This window comes from Pseudomonas sp. PS02303 (assembly GCF_029959925.1).
GTDB lineage: Bacteria > Pseudomonadota > Gammaproteobacteria > Pseudomonadales > Pseudomonadaceae > Aquipseudomonas > Aquipseudomonas mandelii.
Genome location: NZ_JASCOM010000017.1, coordinates 1 through 17,124 on the forward strand (window position 1 = coordinate 1; position 17,124 = coordinate 17,124).

Genomic DNA, 17,124 nt, shown 5'->3' on the forward strand with positions numbered 1-17,124 from the left:
TGGGAGCGGGCTTGTTCGCGAAAGCGGTGTGTCATTCAACACTGATGTTGACTGACACGACCTCTTCGAGAGCAAGCCCGCTCCCACTTTTGTTTTGTGTTGTCTTTTAAATCCTCGACGGCGTCCTCGGCGCCGGTAAATCTTCAACCATGGACTAAACTCAGCGAGCCAATCGACTGCGAGGTGTTGTTCATGGCAAAGGACAAGAAATCCACCAAGAAACGTCATTCCGTCGACATCGCGAAGATGTCCAACAAGGACTACCTGAGTGAACTGCGCCGACTGCATGTCGAAATAGTGAAGTTGCAGGAATGGGTGCGGCATGAGGGCATCAAGATCTGCATTGTCTTCGAGGGCCGCGACGGGGCGGGCAAGGGCGGCACCATCAAGGCGCTGACCGAGCGCGTGAGCCCACGGATCTTTCGCGTTGTGGCGTTACCTGCCCCGACCGATCGCGAAAAAAGCCAGATGTATGTGCAGCGTTATCTGCCACATTTGCCTGCGGCTGGCGAAGTGGTGATCTTTGATCGCAGTTGGTACAACCGTGCGGGCGTCGAACGCGTGATGGGGTTTTGCACCAAAGAGCAGGCGGTCAGTTTCCTGAGGGCTGTCCCCTTGGTCGAGCGCGCAATCGTCGACTCGGGCATCATGCTGTTCAAGTATTGGCTGGAAGTCAGCCCGCAGGAACAGACCCGACGACTTGAAGCGCGGATTGAGGACGGCCGCAAAATCTGGAAGCTCACCCCAATGGACCTGAAGTCGTACAGCCGCTGGTATGACTACTCGCGTGCACGTGATGACATGTTCAAGGCGACGGATACCGGACATGCTCCCTGGCTGGTAGCCAACTCGAACGACAAACGACGGGCTCGTCTGAACATCATCACCGATTTGCTCAGCCGCATTCCTTATGAAGAGGTGCCGCGCGAGAAAGTGAAGTTGCCCAAGCGTCAGCGGCCAGGCGGTTATCACGAACCGGATTACCCACTAAAACGCATTCCCGAAAAGTTCTGAGTGCGTCGTCAAATCTTTCATGGGTACTAAAGCGAATAAAACTATTGATAAAAAGGTACATAAGCTTTAAACGGGAAGAACACTGGCGTATTGCTAGCAACTAAAAAGTGGATATCGCCAGTTTTGGCACAGGGAGCGCTGATGAGTTTTTGTCCATTGTCCGACTCCCCGCAGCAATCCGTTGTCGCCACGCTACCGAAGAGTCGGCCAGGTGCTGTCGGCACAGCCTGCAAGGGCCATGAAGAAACGGTTGAACAATTGCTGACCTCGGCTCGCCACTGGTCTCACACCACCGCATGGGTGGTGTACCGTGCCGGCGAACACATGCACCTGGTCGGGCAGGGCGACCCGCAGGCGAAGTGGCCGTCCAGTGTGGCGAGTGAAGAATTTGAGGCCTTTTGCCAGGCCCGACACTTGCACCGATGGCCCACCGGTCGAGGCGAAAGTGTATTGGGATGGCTGCTCGCGCCCATCAAGGATGCTGCGGAGCCGGCGCTCGCCGAATTTGCCCAGCGCCTGGGCATGCAGGTACAGACCGATACCCTTGCCCGAGCGCAAATTACTCAACGGGTGCTGTATGAAATTACCTACCTCGCGAGTTCGACCCGCGACCGGTTTGTATTTTTGGTGGGGGTTCACCGGCTACTCGCCAGCCTGATCGACGCCGAGAACTTCTATCTCGCACTGTATGACCCGCACACCGGCAAGATTGACTATCCGTATTACGTCGACATCATCGACGTTGATGCCGTGGAGGCCGAACACTACGAGTACCTTGATGTTTCACACCTGTCGTTGACCGGCCAGGTGTTGACCACCGGCCAGCCGTTGCTGATCGACGCCGCCGGCATTCGCGCGGCTCAGGCCGAGGGCCGCTTCTACTGCGTGGGGGATCGTCCCGAGTTCTGGATGGGCGCGCCGTTGAAAAATGCCTCGGATGACGTGTTTGGCATGCTGGCCATGCAGGTCTACGACGTTTCCCGTACCTACAGCGCTGAAGACCGCGCATTGTTTCTGGTGGTGGTCCGCCACGTGGCCATGGCGCTGGACCGGATCCTGCACCGCGAGAATCTCGAAGGGATCGTCATGCGTCGCACCCTGGAGCTTTCGGCACTCAACGACGCCTTGAGGCAGGAAGTGGCAGAACGTGAGCGCGCCGAACATTTGCAGAGCGCGCTGTTCCAGATTGCTGAACTGTCAAGCCAGCCTGGCGATATGGCTGAACTGTTTCAAACATTGCATGGCATCGTCGGTGATCTGCTGTTCGCGCAGAACTTCTACATCGCACTGTTCGACGACACGACCACTGAAGTGACTTTTCCGTATTACGTTGATGATCGGCAGACAACTTGTCCGTCGGCACGGCGTGGACGCCGGGGCCTGACTGAGTACGTTATTCGTCAGCGTCGACCTTGCTTGATTGACGCCGACGAGGCTGAACGATTGCATGTGCACGGTGAAATCGAAATTGCCGAAGAGTGTTACCGGTCCTACTCCTGGCTGGGCATTCCCTTGTTCGATGGCGATGTGGTGCGTGGTGTACTGGCGGTACAAAGCTATACCTCGCAAGTGCGGTATACCCTGCGTGATCAGGAACTGCTGACGTTTGTGTCGCGGCACATCGACACCGCGTTGTCGCGACGCACGGCCGCCGAAGCCATCCATTCCGCCAACCTCAAGCTCGAAGCCCGGGTGCAGAGCCGCACCCGAGAACTCGATCACGCCAATGCCAAGCTGCAACACGAAAACTCCCACGATGCGCTGACCGGGCTGCCGAACCGAACCTACCTGCAACAGCACCTCAATCAGGCCTGGTTGCGATTCGGCAGCGAAGGCGGGCACCTGGCGGTGATGTTCATCGACCTTGATCGTTTCAAAATGGTCAACGACAGCCTCGGCCACCATTTTGGCGATCTGTTGTTGAGGCAAGCCGCCCACCGTTTGCGCAGTTGCCTGCGTGACACCGACATGCTCGCGCGACTGGGGGGCGATGAATTTTCGGTGCTCGCTCCCGACGCGCCGCTGGACGTGGTGATCGAAATCGCCGAACGGATCCTGGTGGCGTTTGACCTGCCATTTTTTATCAATGGCCATGAGGTTTTTTCATCCTGCAGTATCGGTATTGTCAGCGCCGACAATCAGTTCCATCACGAACCGGCCGACTTGCTGCGCGATGCCGATGCGGCGATGTACCGGGTCAAGAGTGCCGGTCGCGACAGCTACGCGGTGTTCAATCAGGAAGTGCGCCGAGAAGTCTCGGACCAGATGGAGCGCGAAGGGGCCTTGCGCAATGCGCTGAAACGCACCGACGAACTGCTGCCGTATTTTCAGCCGATTGTCAGCGTTGAAACGGGTGAACTCCTGGCCCTTGAAGCGCTGATCCGCTGGCATCAGCCGGGCGGCCGAGTGATCGCACCAGGGGAGTTTTTACCGAACGTCGAAGGGTTGCGCCTGATCGGTCGACTGGACCTGTACATGCTCACCAGCGTTGCAGTAATCCTCGCACTCCCTCAACACGCCAATTGGCCGCCGGTGCACGTGAATTGCTCCAGCTACAGCATGACGCGCCCGGACTTTGCCAGTGATGTGCTTGCCCTGTTGGCGCAGCACCGGGTCGCGCCGTCGCGGATCTGCCTGGAGTTGACCGAAGGTGCCCTGGTGGCCGAGCCGGCTATTGCCCGGCAGAACATGCAGCAATTGGCCGACAACGGCATGTCGGTGGTGCTCGATGACTTCGGTGCAGGATTTTCATCCCTGAGCTACGTGCATCAATACCGTTTCAGCGGCTTGAAGATCGACAAGTCTTTTATCCTTGAACTGACCACCAGCGCCCGCAGTCGCGCGATCGTGCGGGCAATTGTGCGGATGGCCGAATCGCTGGACCTGAGCGTGGTGGCCGAAGGTGTCGAGGATGAAGCGACGCTAATCTTGCTGCGCGAAATGGGGGCAGGGCAGGCTCAGGGTTATTATTTTGCCAAGCCCATGGGGTTGCAGGCGTTGCTGGACACGTTACTTGTCGCTCGCTAAAACGGGGTGTGTTATTGCGGCAATGCATAGACCTTGAACAGCTTTTTAGCCGTGTCGTCGGCGCCACCCAGGTATTTGTCGAATGCCTGCCCAATCTCGCCCGAGCGGTACATGTCACTTAGCGCGGTATCGACTAGCAAACGGAAGTTTCCCAGCCACGGCAGGAACGATGTCATGTACCCCACCGCGGAGATGGCGACGGCCACGTTGGCGATGGCCAGCGAAAGGAAGTACAGGTACGAGCAGAGGAAAAACCCTGATTTGGCGTGTGCCTCTTCGGTGTAGGCAGACAACCCTCCTGGACGCGGGCAGAAAATACCGCACTGGGAAAAGCAGTAGGCGATGGACATTGAGCCAATGGCCGTGACGATCCATGACAACAATGAAACAGCCCCGAGTTGCGCCATGCTTGTCGGCAACATGATGATGCCTGAGCCCATCATGTTCACCGTGACCAGTGTGGTGAGCCCCATGAGGCTCATTTTCTTGCTTGAGTCGGCCATCGGAAACTCCTGGATCTGCTCGACGCATTGACCCTGTGCCCGACGCTTGGATACTTGTCGTCGGGCAAGGGCTTAACCTTGGTGTTTTTTTGACCCCATCTGTCTAGCGCTAATCAGGGTGGCTTTTCGCTTGCAGTGCGGTCAGCTTGTCCGCTTCGGTAACCCAGCCTCCGCCAGTGGCCTTGTAAACATCGACCATGGCGCTGAACACCGAACCCCGGGTCCGGGTGTAATTCAACTCGGCGTCGAACAAGCTGCGTTCGGCATCCAGTACTTCTATGTAGCTGGTGTATCCGTTGTCGTAGCGCAGGCGCGCAAACCGGGTGTAAGTGCGCAACGCCTCGACCTGATTGGCCTGGGACATCATCTGCTCGCGGGATTTGCTCGCCGCCACCAGTGCGTTTTCAACATCCCTGAAAGCCGACTGAATGGTCTTTTGGTAGGCCAGCAAGGTTTGTTGCTGGAACGCCTCGGCTTGCTGGACTTCACCGGCGATGCCACCCGCGGTGAAAATCGGCATGCTCGCGGCGACACCATAGGACCAGGTGGCGGCCGGCCCGGTGAACAAATTCGAGAGTTGATCACTGACTGAGCCCAGTAGCCCGGTCAGGGAGATCGTCGGGAAATACAGCGCCTTGGCGGCACCGATGCGGGCATTGGCGGAAATCAGATCCAGCTCGGCCTGACGCAGATCGGGGCGTCGTTCCAATAAGTCCGAAGGCAAGCCGGCAGGCACCAACGGTAGCGTCAGTTGGGCCAGGTCACGCCCGCGCAGAATTGGCCCCGGGTTGCGTCCCAACAGCACGGCCAGGTTGTTTTCCTGCTGTGCAACCTGGGACTCGAATTGCGATACAGAGGCCTGAGTGCGCTGGAACTCGGAAAGGTTTTGCGCCAGTTCCATTTCGGAAATGGTGCCGGCACCAAAGCGCAGTTTGAAAATCTCGTAGGAGTCGCCGCGGGCCTTGGCAGTGGTGCGGGCGATTTCCAGTTCGCGGTCGAGATCGCGAAGCAGGATGTAGCTGGATGCCACCGACGACACCAGGCTCAGAATGACCGTGCGCCGGCCTTCTTCAGAGGCCAGCAGTTCAGCGCGTGCGGATTCATTGAGGCGCCGCAAACGACCCCAGATATCCAGCTCCCAGCTGACACTGAGGGTGGCCTGGTAGTTGTTGTAAATCGGATCGACGTTGGCATCCAAAGGCACCGGACCGTTGTCGCGTGGCGCCCTGGACCGACTGCCTTGCGCGCCGGCGCCGATTTGCGGAAACATCTGCGAGCGCACCACTCCGTAACGGCCCTGGAATTCCTCGACCCGGGCGGCGGCAATCTTGATGTCTTTGTTTTCCGCCAGCGCCGTGCGAATCAGGTCATTGAGCGCCGGATCCTTGAACTGTTCCCACCACAGCGTATTGGACAGGTCATGGGCCTCCTGGTCTGCATAACGGTAGGTTGCCGGGGTGTCCGTGGTCGGACGCTGGTAATCCGGGCCGAGCATGCAGCCCGTCAGGCCCAGGCACACCACGAGGGGAAGATGAAAGGTGCGCATCTCAATCCCCCTCATGTCGGTGTTGCGCAGCGCCGCCGGGAATCTCCCCGGTCGACGTAGACGGCGGTGGTTGAGTGGTCTGCTTGACCGTGCCTTTTTTCTCGGTCAACCGTTCGACCAGGTAGTAAAACAGCGGGATAAAGAAGATTGCGATGACTGTCGCCGCCAGCATCCCGCCAATGACCCCGGTGCCGATGGAGTGGCGACTGTTTTCGGATGCACCGACGGCAATGGCCAGCGGGACGCAGCCAAGAATAAATGCCAGGGATGTCATCACAATCGGGCGCAAGCGCTCCTTCGCGGCGGTCATGGCGGCATCGTAGGCAGACATGCCGCTTTCGCGGTTCAGTACCGCAAACTCGAAAATCAGGATGGCGTTCTTGGCGGCCAGGGCCACCAGCATGGTCAAGCCGATCTGGAAATAAACGTCATTGCTCAACCCACGGATCAGCACAGCCAGCAGCGCACCGAACAATGCAAAGGGCACCGCCAGCAGCACCCCGACAGGCAGTGACCATTTCTCGTATTGAGCCGCCAGGATCAGGAACACCATGATCAGGCCGAAGATGAACACCCGGGACGAGGCACCGCCGCTTTTTTTCTCCTCGAAGGCTTCACCACTCAAGGCCAGGGCGTAGTCGTTGGTCATGATTTCAGCGCTTATTTCTTCCAGCGCCTTGAGTGCCTGGCCGGAGCTGTAACCGGGGGCTGCGTTGGCGGTGAGTTTGACTGCGGGGAAGTTATTGAAACGGGTCAGCAGGTCGGGACCGGTGACGTAGCGGGTGGTCAGCACGGCTTTGAGCGGCACCATCTCCTGGTTTTTGTTGCGCACGTAGATCTGTTGCAGGTCCTCGGCCTTGAGGCGATAGCTTGGTTCTGCCTGCAGGATCACCTGCCACAGCCGGCTGAATTTGTTGAATTGCGACACATAGAGCGAGCCGAACATGGTCTGCATGGTGCTATAGACTTCTTCCACCGGCACACCCAGCGACTCTGCCTTTTCCCGGTCTACGTCGACCAGCAATTGCCGGGAAAACACGTTGAAGGTGGAGGTGATGGCGCCGAGTTCGGGGCGCTGCCTGGCTTTGGCGACAAACGTGCCGACCATTTCTGCCAGTTGATTGACGCCGGCGTCCCCCTTGCTCTGAATCCATACCTCCATGCCGCCGGTGGTGCCAAGGCCGGGAATGGACGGCGGATTCACCGGCAGAATGATCCCGCCTTGAACGTTGGCAAAAGCATGGACTGCTTTCTGGATGACGGCGGGGGCGCTTTGTTCCTTGATTGTGTCCGAGTCCTTGTAGCGTTCCTCGAAATCCTTGAACCCGACAAAAAAGGCGCCGGCATTGTTCTTGTTCTGGCCGTCGAGCAGGCTGTAACCATTAACGATGGCAACGCCCTCGACGGCCTCGTCGTTCATGAAGAAGTCACTGGCTACTTTGCCCACCTCGCCGGTGCGATCGAGACTGGCGGCATCGGGCATGATCACGGCCCCCAGCAGATACCCCTGATCTTCCGGCGGCAAAAAGGCGCTGGGAATGCGCTGCGCCATGAGCAGAATCAACGCGATCATGCCGGCGAACAGTAACAACGCCATCACGAAGCGCTTGATCATGAAGGCCACCGAGCGCGAGTAGCCCTCGGTCATGCGTTCGAAGCTGTGCTCGAACCAGCGGAAAAAAGCATTTTTTTCGCCGTGTTGGGGTTTGAGCAGCAGGGCCGCCAAGGCAGGCGAAAGTGTCAATGCCACCAGACCGGATATCACCACAGAGATGGCGATGGTGATCGCGAACTGTTTGTAGAGCTGACCCGTGATCCCGCCCATGAAGGCCACCGGGATGAACACCGCGCACAGCACCAACACGATGGCCACCACCGGGCCTGCGACTTCATCCATGGCTTTTTTCGCAGCGTCCTTGGGCGTCATCTTATGGACGTGCATGTTGCGTTCGACGTTCTCGATCACCACGATGGCGTCGTCGACCACGATACCGATGGCCAAGACCATCCCGAACAGCGTCAGCATGTTCACTGAAAAGCCCAATGCCGACATCCCGATGAAGGTGCCGACGATCGACACCGGCACCGCAAGCACCGGGATCAGAGTGGCACGCAGGCTCTGCAGAAAGATGAACACCACGATGACCACCAACACCAGCGCTTCGAAAAAGGTGTATATCACCTCGGAAATCGAGGCGCGGGTAAACGCGGTGGTGTCCATTACGATCTTGTATTCGATGCCCTCGGGGAAGGTCGTCTTCATGTCTGCCAAGGTTTTGGTAACCGCTGCAGACACGTCGAGGGCGTTGGCGCCCGGTTGTTGATACACCGCAATCAGCGTTGCCGGACGGCCCTGATAGGTGCTGCGCAGCGAGTAGTCTTTTTGTCCGAGTTCGGCACGGCCGATGTCCTTGAGACGAACGATTGCCGCCCCTTCGTTGCTGGCGCGCAGAATGATGTTCTCGAACTCTACCGGCTCGGTCAGACGTCCCTTGGTGGTCACGGCAAACGACTGCTCTACCGCCTGGCCGGTGGGCGACTGGCCAACGCGACCGACAGCAAATTGCTGGTTCTGATTGGACACGGCTTTTTGCACGTCTGCCGCAGTGATGCCCAACTGGGCCATCCGGTCGGGCTTGAGCCAGATCCGCATGGCGTAGTCGGGTGTGCCGAAAATACTGGCCTGGTTGGCGCCCGGAATACGCTTGATCGCATCCAGAATGTAGAGGTTGGCGTAGTTGGCCACATAGGTGCTGTCAAAACGATCACCTGCGGAGTACACGGCGAGGACCATCATGAAGGCCGATGATTTCTTCTGCACCTGAATACCCTGGCTCTGAACCGCGGAGGGCAGTTGCGGCAGGGCCAGGTTGACCCGGTTCTGCACGTCTACCTGGGCAAGGGAAGGGTCGGTGCCAATCTCGAAGAACACATTGAGGGTCATGTTGCCGGTCGCTGAGCTCGACGAGTTCATGTAGATCATGTTGTCGGCGCCGTTGACCTGCTGCTCGATAGGCGCTGCCACATTATTGGCCACGACCTGGGCATCCGCGCCCGGGTAGGTGGCTGACACCGTAATCTGTGGCGGTGTGATATCCGGGTACTGGGCGACCGGCAAACTGACCATCGCCACTGCACCCGCCAAGGTGATGATGATCGAGATAACGGAAGCAAAAATGGGGCGATCAATGCAATAGTGAGAGATGCTCATGGGCGACGCCCACTGTCTTGCACCGACGCGGTGGCTGCCGGTTTTGCCGTCGTCTCGGTTGCCGGGGGAGGGGGGGTGATGATATTCAGCGGCCCTCCGGGGGTCACTCTGATCGCACCATCGACCACGATGCGTTCACCGGCTTGCAATCCTTGGGTGATAAACCAGTCATTGCCATGCCAGTCACCCACTTCGACCACCCGTTGCTCGGGCTTGCCCTGTGCATTGATCACCCAGACGAAACGGCTTTTGGCTCCCTCCAGAACGGCCTTCTGCGGCACCGTAATGGCGTTCGGCCTGGAAGCCCCGATGGCCCGCACCCGCACGAACTGTCCGGGTCTGAGTAGGCCTGTCGGGTTGGCAACCACCGCCCGGACCAGAAAGGTCCCGGTATCCTGGCTATAAGAAGGCGCTGCAAAATTCAGGCGGCCACGCTCAGGGACAACGGTGCCGTCGGCCAGGACGACCTCTACGACGAACTCACTGCGCAGGGGAAATATAAGGTGTCCAGACGCAATCTCGTCGCGGAACTTGAGCGTCTCGTTTTCCGAAAGACTGAAGTTGACGTAGATAGGGTCCATCTGTGAAACGGTGGTCAGCAGCCCGGATTCACCCGGCGTGACGTAACTGCCTTCCTGCTTTTTGGCAAAACTTGAAAGGCCGGTGAGGGGCGAGGCTATGGTGGTGTAACTGAGGTTCAACTGTTCGGTTCGAACCGTGCCCTCGGCGGCAAGCACGGCAGCCCGTGTCTGACGCTCATCACCGACAGCATTGTCCAGATCCATCTTGCTGACCGCATTCTGCGCCGCCAAGGGACGGACACGGGCCAGCGTAGCCTTGGCGACTTCCCAGCGTGCCTGTTGTTGAGCCAATTGGCCCTGAGCCGACAGCAATGACGCTTCAAAAGGTTTACGGTCCATCTGGAACAGCGTTTGCCCGGTTTTTACCAAATCGCCTTCGGTGTACAGCCGCTTCTCCAGGAAGCCGGCAACCCGGGCGCGGATCTCAACCTCGCGGGAACTTTGTGTCTGGGCAACGAATTCGAATGTTACCGGGGTGTCGCGGGCGGTGACCGTCATGACCGTCACATCGGGGGCTTGGCGAGCCAGGGTCACGGGCTCTTTGCCGCAACCGACCAGGCTCAAGACCCCGACCATAATGGCAACAGGCAAGCCGACGAGCTGCCTGACAACAATCATGTTTGCGCCCATTCTCACGCTCCCTAAACGCTTAGCCACGCTTTCGTAAAACGCTAACACCCGCAGACCGTGGCATTTCTGACAATAATCAATGAATACGACCGGCCAGCCGCGAGACCCATGGATTGGCGCTCAAGCCGTGCAGAAGCACGCTGAGTAAAACGGTACAGGCAGCGACAGATACCAAGGTGCGACTGGTTTCTAGAGGGTAGTCCAATATCATGACGGCGAAGACGATGCTGGCCAGGCCGCGTGGGCCGAACCAGCCGATGAACAGGCGGGTTTCGAAATCAAAGCCGGTTCCTGTCAGGCTGATCAGCACGGGCACTATGCGAATCACGGTCAGACTAAGCACTGCATACAGGCAAATGTTCAGGGTGAGATTGTTCCAGGCCCAAGGGATCACAATTGCGCCGAATACGACCCACGTGATGACCGACAGCAGGCTGGCGAATTCTTCACTGGCTTCGAGCAGATGATGCTTTTGTTCGGTAAACAAAAAGCTGGCGAGCAACCCACCGACGAACGCGCCGATAAAACCGCTACCGCCCAATGTTTGCGCGGTGGCAAAGCACAAAATGGCGAGCCCCGGCAGTGTCAGTTGCGACCACATGGGGGCTTGCCAATGGTGTTTTGCGGCGTAACGCTGCAACAGCCAGGCAATGAGCGTAAGCGCCACACCACTGATTGCACCGATGCCCAGCTCCTCGATAACCAACTCTACCGCGAGTGAAAGCGGCGACTGCGTCTGCTCTTCGACCAGCAGTGCAAGGAACATCAGCAGCACTGGAACACAGATCCCGTCATTCAGCCCGCTTTCTACGTTCAGTCCTTCACGCACGGGGGCGGGCACCTTGGGATTACTCACCACCGCCTTCCCCAGCGCAGCGTCGGTGGGCGCCAGAAGGGTCGCCAGTATGGCCAGTTCCAATGGCGGTACTTGCGGGAACAGCCAGATACCGACCAGCCAGCCACTGAGCATGGTCAGTGGCAGACCTATCATCAATAAACGCAACGGCAACCCTTCGTGCGCCCTTAAAACCTTGAGGTCAGCATTGGCCGCATCGCTAAAGAGAACAATGGCCAATGTCAGCTCTGCCAGAATCCTGAGGCCATCCTTGTCAATCCGGGGTTGCAGAATTCCCAGGAACGCAGGGCCAAGAATCAGGCCGGCAAGCATGAACATGAGTGGACCGTTGAGCAGGCGAGATTCGAAGCGCCCCGCAAATATGCTGTAGGTCAGGAGGAAGGCGGCAAGCAGAGCTAAGTTCTGATACATCGCAGACCTGCTTATCCAGGTTGATGTAAAGGCAATGGTGTCATTGCCAGGACGAGGCGCAGCTGAAATCAAAACATCAGGTTAGTCCACATGCTCGGGTTTGACCGGCTCGCCCGACTTCAAACCCAGCTGCGCCCTGACATCGTCGAGACTGGAGAAGCGATAACGCAGGATGAGTTCGTTCGTTGTCGATTCGTCTGATTTAAATCAAGGCAGGGCCACTCGGTACGTCCATTGAAACAAGTATTGCCTTGCCAACTGACTCAGTGGTGACCCAGGTTTCAGCTAAACCGAATGTCCAGTAAGCGAGCTACGTCTGTAAGCCGGCATCCTGAATGGGGATCAAAAAGGCTTCATGAGCCGATTCGTCGAAATAGAAAGGGGCAGGGGAGAACAGTGCCACTGGCAATGCCGGGCGTACTGACGAAGCGCCGCTACGGCGTCACTGCCATGTTTGGCCGTACAGGACGAGATCGAACGCGGGTCGCTTGACGCGGTGAAGATCCATAAGCAGGAGATCAAAAGAACGATCGCTTTAGCGTTCAGCCACCAGCATCCGTTATCGAAAGCGGCCAGTGTCGTAGGCTGGTTTGTCCGGCAGTTGAGTGGATCATTGCTTACTTAATGGCGCGACGTTGTTTGGTATGTGTAGCGAGAGTGTTTTTTCGAGTTGCTTGAACGTGCCCCATGAAAGACAGGACACCGTTTCCCCCTTACGATAAGGGATAGGCAAACGGTTATGTTTATGACTAATAGCAACGACAAGAGTGGGGAGCTTTTGGGCCAGGAGCGGCGGCGCCGCTGGAGTCCAGAGCAAAAGCTGGCCATGGTTCGCGAGAGCCTTGAGCTAGGACAAAGTGTGTCGGTCGTCGCTCGGCGCAACGGCATCAATGCCAATCAGTTGTTCTTGTGGCGCAAGCTGTATCAGGACGGCAGCCTGTCGGCGGTCAGTGCTGGCGAAGCCGTGGTGCCTGCCTCCGAGCTAAGCGATGCGCTCAAGCAGATCCGTGAACTGCAACGGATGCTGGGCAAGAAAACGATGGAAGCCGAAATCCTCAAAGAGGCCGTGGAGATCGCCCGGTCGCGAAAATGGATTGCGCACTCACCCTTGTTGCCGGGGGACGACCAGTGAAGCTGGTCAGCGAATGTCTCGGTGTGGCGCGCTCGCAATTAACGGTTCGAATCAAGCAATCGGTATCGCCCAAAGTGCGGCGAAGCAGGCCTGTGAACGATGTAGAGCTGGTCGCTGAAATCCAGCAAGAGGTCAGCGAACTGCCCAGCTATGGATACCGTCGCGTCTGGGGACTGCTGCGTCGTGCACGTGAAAAGCGGTCGCTTCCGGCGGTCAACGTGAAACGGGTTTACCGGGTGATGCGTGACCACAACCTTTTGCTTGAACGCCGGATCAAACAGCCCGGCGTGCCGCGTCGGCACGAAGGCCGTATTGCAGTGGAAACCAGTGATACGCGTTGGTGCTCGGACGGCTTTGAGTTCCGTTGCGAGGACGGTGCCAAACTGAGCGTGACCTTCGCCCTCGATTGCTGTGATCGCGAAGCCATCGGCTGGGTCGCGAGCCCGACCGGGTACAGCGGCGATGATATCCGCGACTTGATGCTGGAAAGCGTGGAGAAACGCTTTGGTGATCAACTGCCCGCTACGCCGGTGCAATGGTTACGCAGCGCCGTTTCTCGATCCGGCTTGGGCATGTGCGCCACATAATCACGTTTGATCGTCTTCACGAAGCTCTCGGCCATGCCGTTGCTCTGCGGGCTGCGAACTGGGGTGGTCACCGGCTGCAAACCGATCTGTCGAGCAAACAGGCGTGTCTGTTCGGCGGTGTACGCCGAGCCGTAGTCGCTTAGCCTGGCAATTGCCTTCGAACATTACAACGAGCAGCATCCGCACAGCGCCTTGAAATATCGTTCACCGAGGGAGTTCAGGCGCTTAGCGGGAACATCAATTTAACGGGGAGTTGGTGTCCGGTTTGGTAGGGGCAAGTCCATTGCTTACAAACTTAGCTCTACTAAAAAGACATTTAGCATAGTTATAACAAAAAGGAATATTAAGTCGATGGTTACTTTGATGAAAGGGCTCTGTTCAGATGGCCAATAACATACTTAAAAACCGCTGAAGCATTAATCACATCACTGGATCTTGAGCCTCATACAGAAGGCGGTTTCTACCGCAGGACCTTCTAACCGGATCACCATGCCATGGTTGAAACGGATAGCGGCCCGCGTTACCTGATGACATCCATTTTCTATTTATTGACCAAGGATTCGCCAATAGGCCATTTTCATCTCAACCAATCAGACATCGTGCATTACTACCATTTGGGAGACGCGATTCAATACAGCCTGATTTTTCCAGACGGCACGTTGAAAACGGTGGTGATGGGCAAACACATAAACGCCGAACAAAAATTGCAGCTGCACGGACCAAGCGGTGTCTGGAAAGCTTCACGGCTTATGGATGGATTGTCGGGATATGGATTAATCAGTGAAGCAGTTTCACCAGGGTTTGATTATACGGACATGACGTTGGGTGATTGGCAGGCGCTCGGCGAGCAATTCCCGGAGCATTCGCAGCTAATCGGAGCGCTGACAAAGTAATGGGAGATTCAGTGAATGGAGCGCTTCAAAATCTGCGTGCAACCGGGCTAATCTCGAAACATACTGTTACGTGTAATGTATATTATGTTAAACGATGTGTCAGAGCGGAACTTCTACCAAAGGTTCTTTCGAGCTACCACTGCTGTACCCCGCACCGACAGAGCCTCTGAGTGCAGGTGATAGCGAGTCGCCTGTCACTCAAGCGATTCGTGCGATGACCAACTGGGATTCATCTGACGTACTGAGCCGAGCCGGTGGCTCGAAGGATGGAGGAAGCGCTATATGAATCGCGCCAATACGTCAGTTCGCATGCCTGACCATCAGTGCGTCTAACTCCGAAGACACCACGATCATGACCTTCCGGCACCTGCTGGAAATACATAAGTTGGCCCATGCGATCTTCACCATCATCAATGGTTCTTTGCAGGAAAAAGGCTTCTCCCTACGTCAGGTGTGTTAACGTTCTGACCGGTTTCAAGCATTTTTTCTCCTGTTTGACCGGATCGAACGCTGCCTTCCAGCGTTTTCTCGAGAACCCTCGCTTCATTGGTGGCCTGCCCACCCTCCGGCCTTCTGTTTCACCGACAGATGCTGCCTTCATCACATTGCACTATCGGTAAAGCCGATTTTAGTGCGCATCACTACAGAGCTTGATGGCCCGACCGTTGCCGGTACGAGCATCACTCTTTCCCGCGCTCAGTCGTCGTCAGGGCCAAGATCCCGCGCGCGATGAACCGCCTGAAGAAAGGAGTCTTTATGACTTTTAGAGTTGCCATTCTTGGCGCCGGCCCTAGCGGCTTGGCACAATTACGTGCTTTTGAAGCTGCCCGTTGCGACGGCGCTGAATCCCCCGAGATCGTTTGCTACGAAAAGCAGAGTGACTGGGGCGGTCTGTGGAATTACACCTGGCGCACCGGTTTGGATCTGTATGGCGAGCCCGTCCATGGCAGCATGTACCGATATCTCTGGTCAAACGGCCCCAAGGAATGCCTGGAGTTCGCCAATTACAGTTTCGAAGAACACTTCGGCCGGCCGATTCCTTCCTACCCGCCACGCGCCGTGTTGCGAGACTACATCATCGGCCGCGTAGCCAAAAGCAACGTGCGACAGCACATCCGTTTCAATACAGCGGTGCATTGGGTTGCCTATGACGAGAGCACCGGCAAGTTCGCGGTCACCGTGCGCGACCTCAAGCAAGACCAACTGATCACCGAAGAATTCGATCACGTAATCGTCGCCACCGGGCACTTCTCGACCCCCAACGCGCCCTACTTTGAAGGCTTGGAGCAGTTCCCCGGTCGCGTATTGCATGCCCATGATTTCCGCGATGCATGCGAGTTTCAAGGCAAAAATTTGCTGCTGGTTGGCAGCAGCTACTCCGCAGAAGACATCGGCACGCAGTGCCACAAGTACGGCGCCAAGTCGGTTACTTTCAGCTATCGCACCAAGCCTATGGGCTTTGATTGGCCGGAATCTTTTGCCGAAGTACCGTTGCTCACCCATGTGGTCGGCAAGACCGCACATTTTAAGGATGGCACCAGCAAAGAGGTCGACGCGATCATCCTGTGCACCGGGTATCAGCATCACTTCCCGTTCATGCCCAACGAGTTGACGCTGACCACGCGCAACCGGCTCTACCCGGAAGGCTTGTACAAAGGCATCGTGTCTTTGGCCAATCCGAAGCTGATGTTCCTCGGCATGCAGGATCAGTACTACACGTTCAACATGTTCGATGCCCAGGCCTGGTATGCCCGGGACATTATGCTTGGCCGCATCACGCTACCAGTAGAGCAAGCCATGGTCAGCGACAGCCGTGAATGGGTGGCTCGCGAAGAGCAAGTGGCCGATCCCTTTGAAGCCATCGACTATCAAGCCGCCTACATACTCGACCTGCTTGAGCCCACCGATTACCCGCCTTTCGATGTTCTCGCCGTGGCTGATATCTTCAAGGAGTGGGAGCATGACAAAGAAGCGGACATCCTCGGCTATCGCAACAAAAGCTACCGCTCCACGCTGACCGGCACCATGGCGCCCGTGCATCACACGCCGTGGATGGATGCGATGGACGATTCACTGGAAGCCTTTCTGCACGGCAAGCAATCGAAGCCTGCAAAGGTATCTACATGAATCAGCCAAGCCTGAGCCAGGCACGTTCGCACTCCCCTATCCAGTCGACCGATAAGATCGAGTACGGAATCATCCCTGGCATGTTCCCAATTTCACACGATCGCCGTGTTGGAAGAAATTGATGATCCGCCTCCTCTCTTCGACCTGAAATCCTGTGGCTGTATCTGCAGCCCAAATTTTCGACACGATCGATTGGATGTTCCCCAACCGGCCACTGGCCTAGTCGATTACTGGGTGCCTGGTTTCCTCATAGGAGTGACAAATTGCTGACTCGACCCGACAAAGATGCGCTACGTGCAATGCTCGAATCGCAAGCTCAAGAAAAGCTACAGCACGACCCTGATGCGGTAACGACTTATGCAGCACAGCCTGAACCCGAACGGAAGCCATACACCAGTAAGCCCACGGTTCAGGACAAGGCTTTTCACAAAGAGTTAGAGCAAATGCGTGCAGATGCCGAAGCCGGAGTGATACATACGCCTAAGCGTGAGTCTCAGGAGACGGGGGCTCCTAGCCTTAGGCTGGACGATTATCCAGATCTGTAAAACACGCCGCAGTGAATCTAAAGGCATTGGACGGCTTCAGAATTAGAACCAATGGAGACCA

At 57.0% G+C, this 17,124-nt stretch carries 11 protein-coding genes and 5 pseudogenes; 9 read left to right on the forward strand and 7 right to left on the reverse strand.

The genetic code is table 11. From position 1 onward, the window contains the following. The first annotated feature begins 192 nt into the window (after window positions 1–192). Together ppk2 and QMX98_RS06985 are read left to right on the forward strand one after the other, a co-directional pair. The gene (gene ppk2 / locus QMX98_RS06980; protein ID WP_010460112.1) at window positions 193–1,014 is read left to right on the forward strand and encodes a polyphosphate kinase 2; all 822 of its coding nucleotides are present in this window, start codon (window positions 193–195) and stop codon (window positions 1,012–1,014) included. A 141-nt stretch (window positions 1,015–1,155) separates the two neighbouring features. Next, window positions 1,156–4,041: an EAL domain-containing protein gene (locus tag QMX98_RS06985; protein ID WP_010460114.1), complete on the forward strand. Its 2,886-nt coding sequence runs from the start codon at window positions 1,156–1,158 to the stop codon at window positions 4,039–4,041. Window positions 4,042–4,052: 11 nt separating this feature from the next. Here QMX98_RS06985 and QMX98_RS06990 read toward each other — a convergent pair. From QMX98_RS06990 to QMX98_RS07015, 6 genes and pseudogenes are all read right to left on the reverse strand, one after another. Further along, a pseudogene (locus QMX98_RS06990) lies at window positions 4,053–4,190 on the reverse strand (amino acid ABC transporter substrate-binding protein); the annotation flags it as partial. Further along, a pseudogene (locus QMX98_RS06995) lies at window positions 4,188–4,544 on the reverse strand (amino acid permease); the annotation flags it as partial. The pseudogenes QMX98_RS06990 and QMX98_RS06995, both read right to left, overlap by 3 nt. A 109-nt stretch (window positions 4,545–4,653) precedes the next feature. Then, window positions 4,654–6,090: an efflux transporter outer membrane subunit gene (locus QMX98_RS07000; protein ID WP_282410480.1), complete on the reverse strand. Its 1,437-nt coding sequence runs from the start codon at window positions 6,088–6,090 to the stop codon at window positions 4,654–4,656. 1 nt (window position 6,091) lies between these two features. Further along, entirely contained in the window at window positions 6,092–9,301 is a 3,210-nt protein-coding gene (locus QMX98_RS07005) for a multidrug efflux RND transporter permease subunit (protein ID WP_010460123.1), read from the reverse strand. Beyond that, window positions 9,298–10,512: an efflux RND transporter periplasmic adaptor subunit gene (locus tag QMX98_RS07010; RefSeq protein WP_282410481.1), complete on the reverse strand. Its 1,215-nt coding sequence runs from the start codon at window positions 10,510–10,512 to the stop codon at window positions 9,298–9,300. The genes QMX98_RS07005 and QMX98_RS07010 overlap by 4 nt, the downstream gene beginning before the upstream one ends. Window positions 10,513–10,588: 76 nt before the next feature. Next, on the reverse strand, window positions 10,589–11,779 hold the full coding sequence (locus QMX98_RS07015) for a cation:proton antiporter (RefSeq protein ID WP_010460127.1): 1,191 nt from the start codon (window positions 11,777–11,779) through the stop codon (window positions 10,589–10,591). A gap of 745 nt (window positions 11,780–12,524) precedes the next feature. On the opposite strand from QMX98_RS07015, the gene QMX98_RS07020 reads away from it, so the two are divergent. Both QMX98_RS07020 and QMX98_RS07025 read left to right on the forward strand, forming a co-directional pair. Further along, on the forward strand, window positions 12,525–12,911 hold the full coding sequence (locus tag QMX98_RS07020; RefSeq protein ID WP_282410482.1) for a transposase: 387 nt from the start codon (window positions 12,525–12,527) through the stop codon (window positions 12,909–12,911). Beyond that, entirely contained in the window at window positions 12,869–13,498 is a 630-nt protein-coding gene (locus QMX98_RS07025; RefSeq protein WP_282410483.1) for an IS3 family transposase, read from the forward strand. The genes QMX98_RS07020 and QMX98_RS07025 overlap by 43 nt, the downstream gene beginning before the upstream one ends. Here the strand turns inward: QMX98_RS07025 and QMX98_RS07030 are convergent. After that, a pseudogene (locus QMX98_RS07030) lies at window positions 13,450–13,641 on the reverse strand (IS3 family transposase); the annotation flags it as partial. The gene QMX98_RS07025 and the pseudogene QMX98_RS07030 sit on opposite strands and share 49 nt — an antisense overlap. Window positions 13,642–13,648: 7 nt before the next feature. Between QMX98_RS07030 and QMX98_RS07035 the strand changes: the two are divergent. The 5 genes and pseudogenes from QMX98_RS07035 to QMX98_RS07055 all read left to right on the forward strand — a co-directional run bounded on the left by QMX98_RS07035 (window position 13,649) and on the right by QMX98_RS07055 (window position 17,063). Beyond that, window positions 13,649–13,744 carry an integrase core domain-containing protein gene (locus QMX98_RS07035; RefSeq protein ID WP_282410495.1) on the forward strand — a complete coding sequence of 32 codons (96 nt, stop codon included), beginning with the start codon at window positions 13,649–13,651 and terminating at the stop codon, window positions 13,742–13,744. Window positions 13,745–13,887: 143 nt separating this feature from the next. Next, window positions 13,888–14,391, forward strand: a pseudogene (locus tag QMX98_RS07040) (cupin domain-containing protein). A 286-nt stretch (window positions 14,392–14,677) separates the two neighbouring features. After that, window positions 14,678–14,842: pseudogene (locus QMX98_RS07045) on the forward strand (IS5/IS1182 family transposase); the annotation flags it as partial. Between the two features lie 305 nt (window positions 14,843–15,147). Next, the gene (locus tag QMX98_RS07050) at window positions 15,148–16,518 is read left to right on the forward strand and encodes an NAD(P)/FAD-dependent oxidoreductase (protein WP_077748449.1); all 1,371 of its coding nucleotides are present in this window, start codon (window positions 15,148–15,150) and stop codon (window positions 16,516–16,518) included. Between the two features lie 263 nt (window positions 16,519–16,781). Continuing rightward, window positions 16,782–17,063, forward strand: coding sequence for a hypothetical protein (locus tag QMX98_RS07055; protein WP_282410484.1), 282 nt, complete (start codon window positions 16,782–16,784; stop codon window positions 17,061–17,063). Window positions 17,064–17,124 lie beyond the last annotated feature (61 nt).

What these genes read in the sequence shown, in the direction of transcription:
- ppk2 (WP_010460112.1), top strand. Translation starts at nt 193, where the DNA reads ATGGCAAAGGACAAGAAATCCACCAAGAAACGTCATTCCGTCGACATC.
- QMX98_RS06985 (WP_010460114.1), top strand. Translation starts at nt 1,156, where the DNA reads ATGAGTTTTTGTCCATTGTCCGACTCCCCGCAGCAATCCGTTGTCGCC.
- QMX98_RS07000 (WP_282410480.1), bottom strand. Translation starts at nt 6,090, where the DNA reads ATGCGCACCTTTCATCTTCCCCTCGTGGTGTGCCTGGGCCTGACGGGC.
- QMX98_RS07005 (WP_010460123.1), bottom strand. Translation starts at nt 9,301, where the DNA reads ATGAGCATCTCTCACTATTGCATTGATCGCCCCATTTTTGCTTCCGTT.
- QMX98_RS07010 (WP_282410481.1), bottom strand. Translation starts at nt 10,512, where the DNA reads ATGGGCGCAAACATGATTGTTGTCAGGCAGCTCGTCGGCTTGCCTGTT.
- QMX98_RS07015 (WP_010460127.1), bottom strand. Translation starts at nt 11,779, where the DNA reads ATGTATCAGAACTTAGCTCTGCTTGCCGCCTTCCTCCTGACCTACAGC.
- QMX98_RS07020 (WP_282410482.1), top strand. Translation starts at nt 12,525, where the DNA reads ATGACTAATAGCAACGACAAGAGTGGGGAGCTTTTGGGCCAGGAGCGG.
- QMX98_RS07025 (WP_282410483.1), top strand. Translation starts at nt 12,869, where the DNA reads ATGGATTGCGCACTCACCCTTGTTGCCGGGGGACGACCAGTGAAGCTG.
- QMX98_RS07050 (WP_077748449.1), top strand. Translation starts at nt 15,148, where the DNA reads ATGACTTTTAGAGTTGCCATTCTTGGCGCCGGCCCTAGCGGCTTGGCA.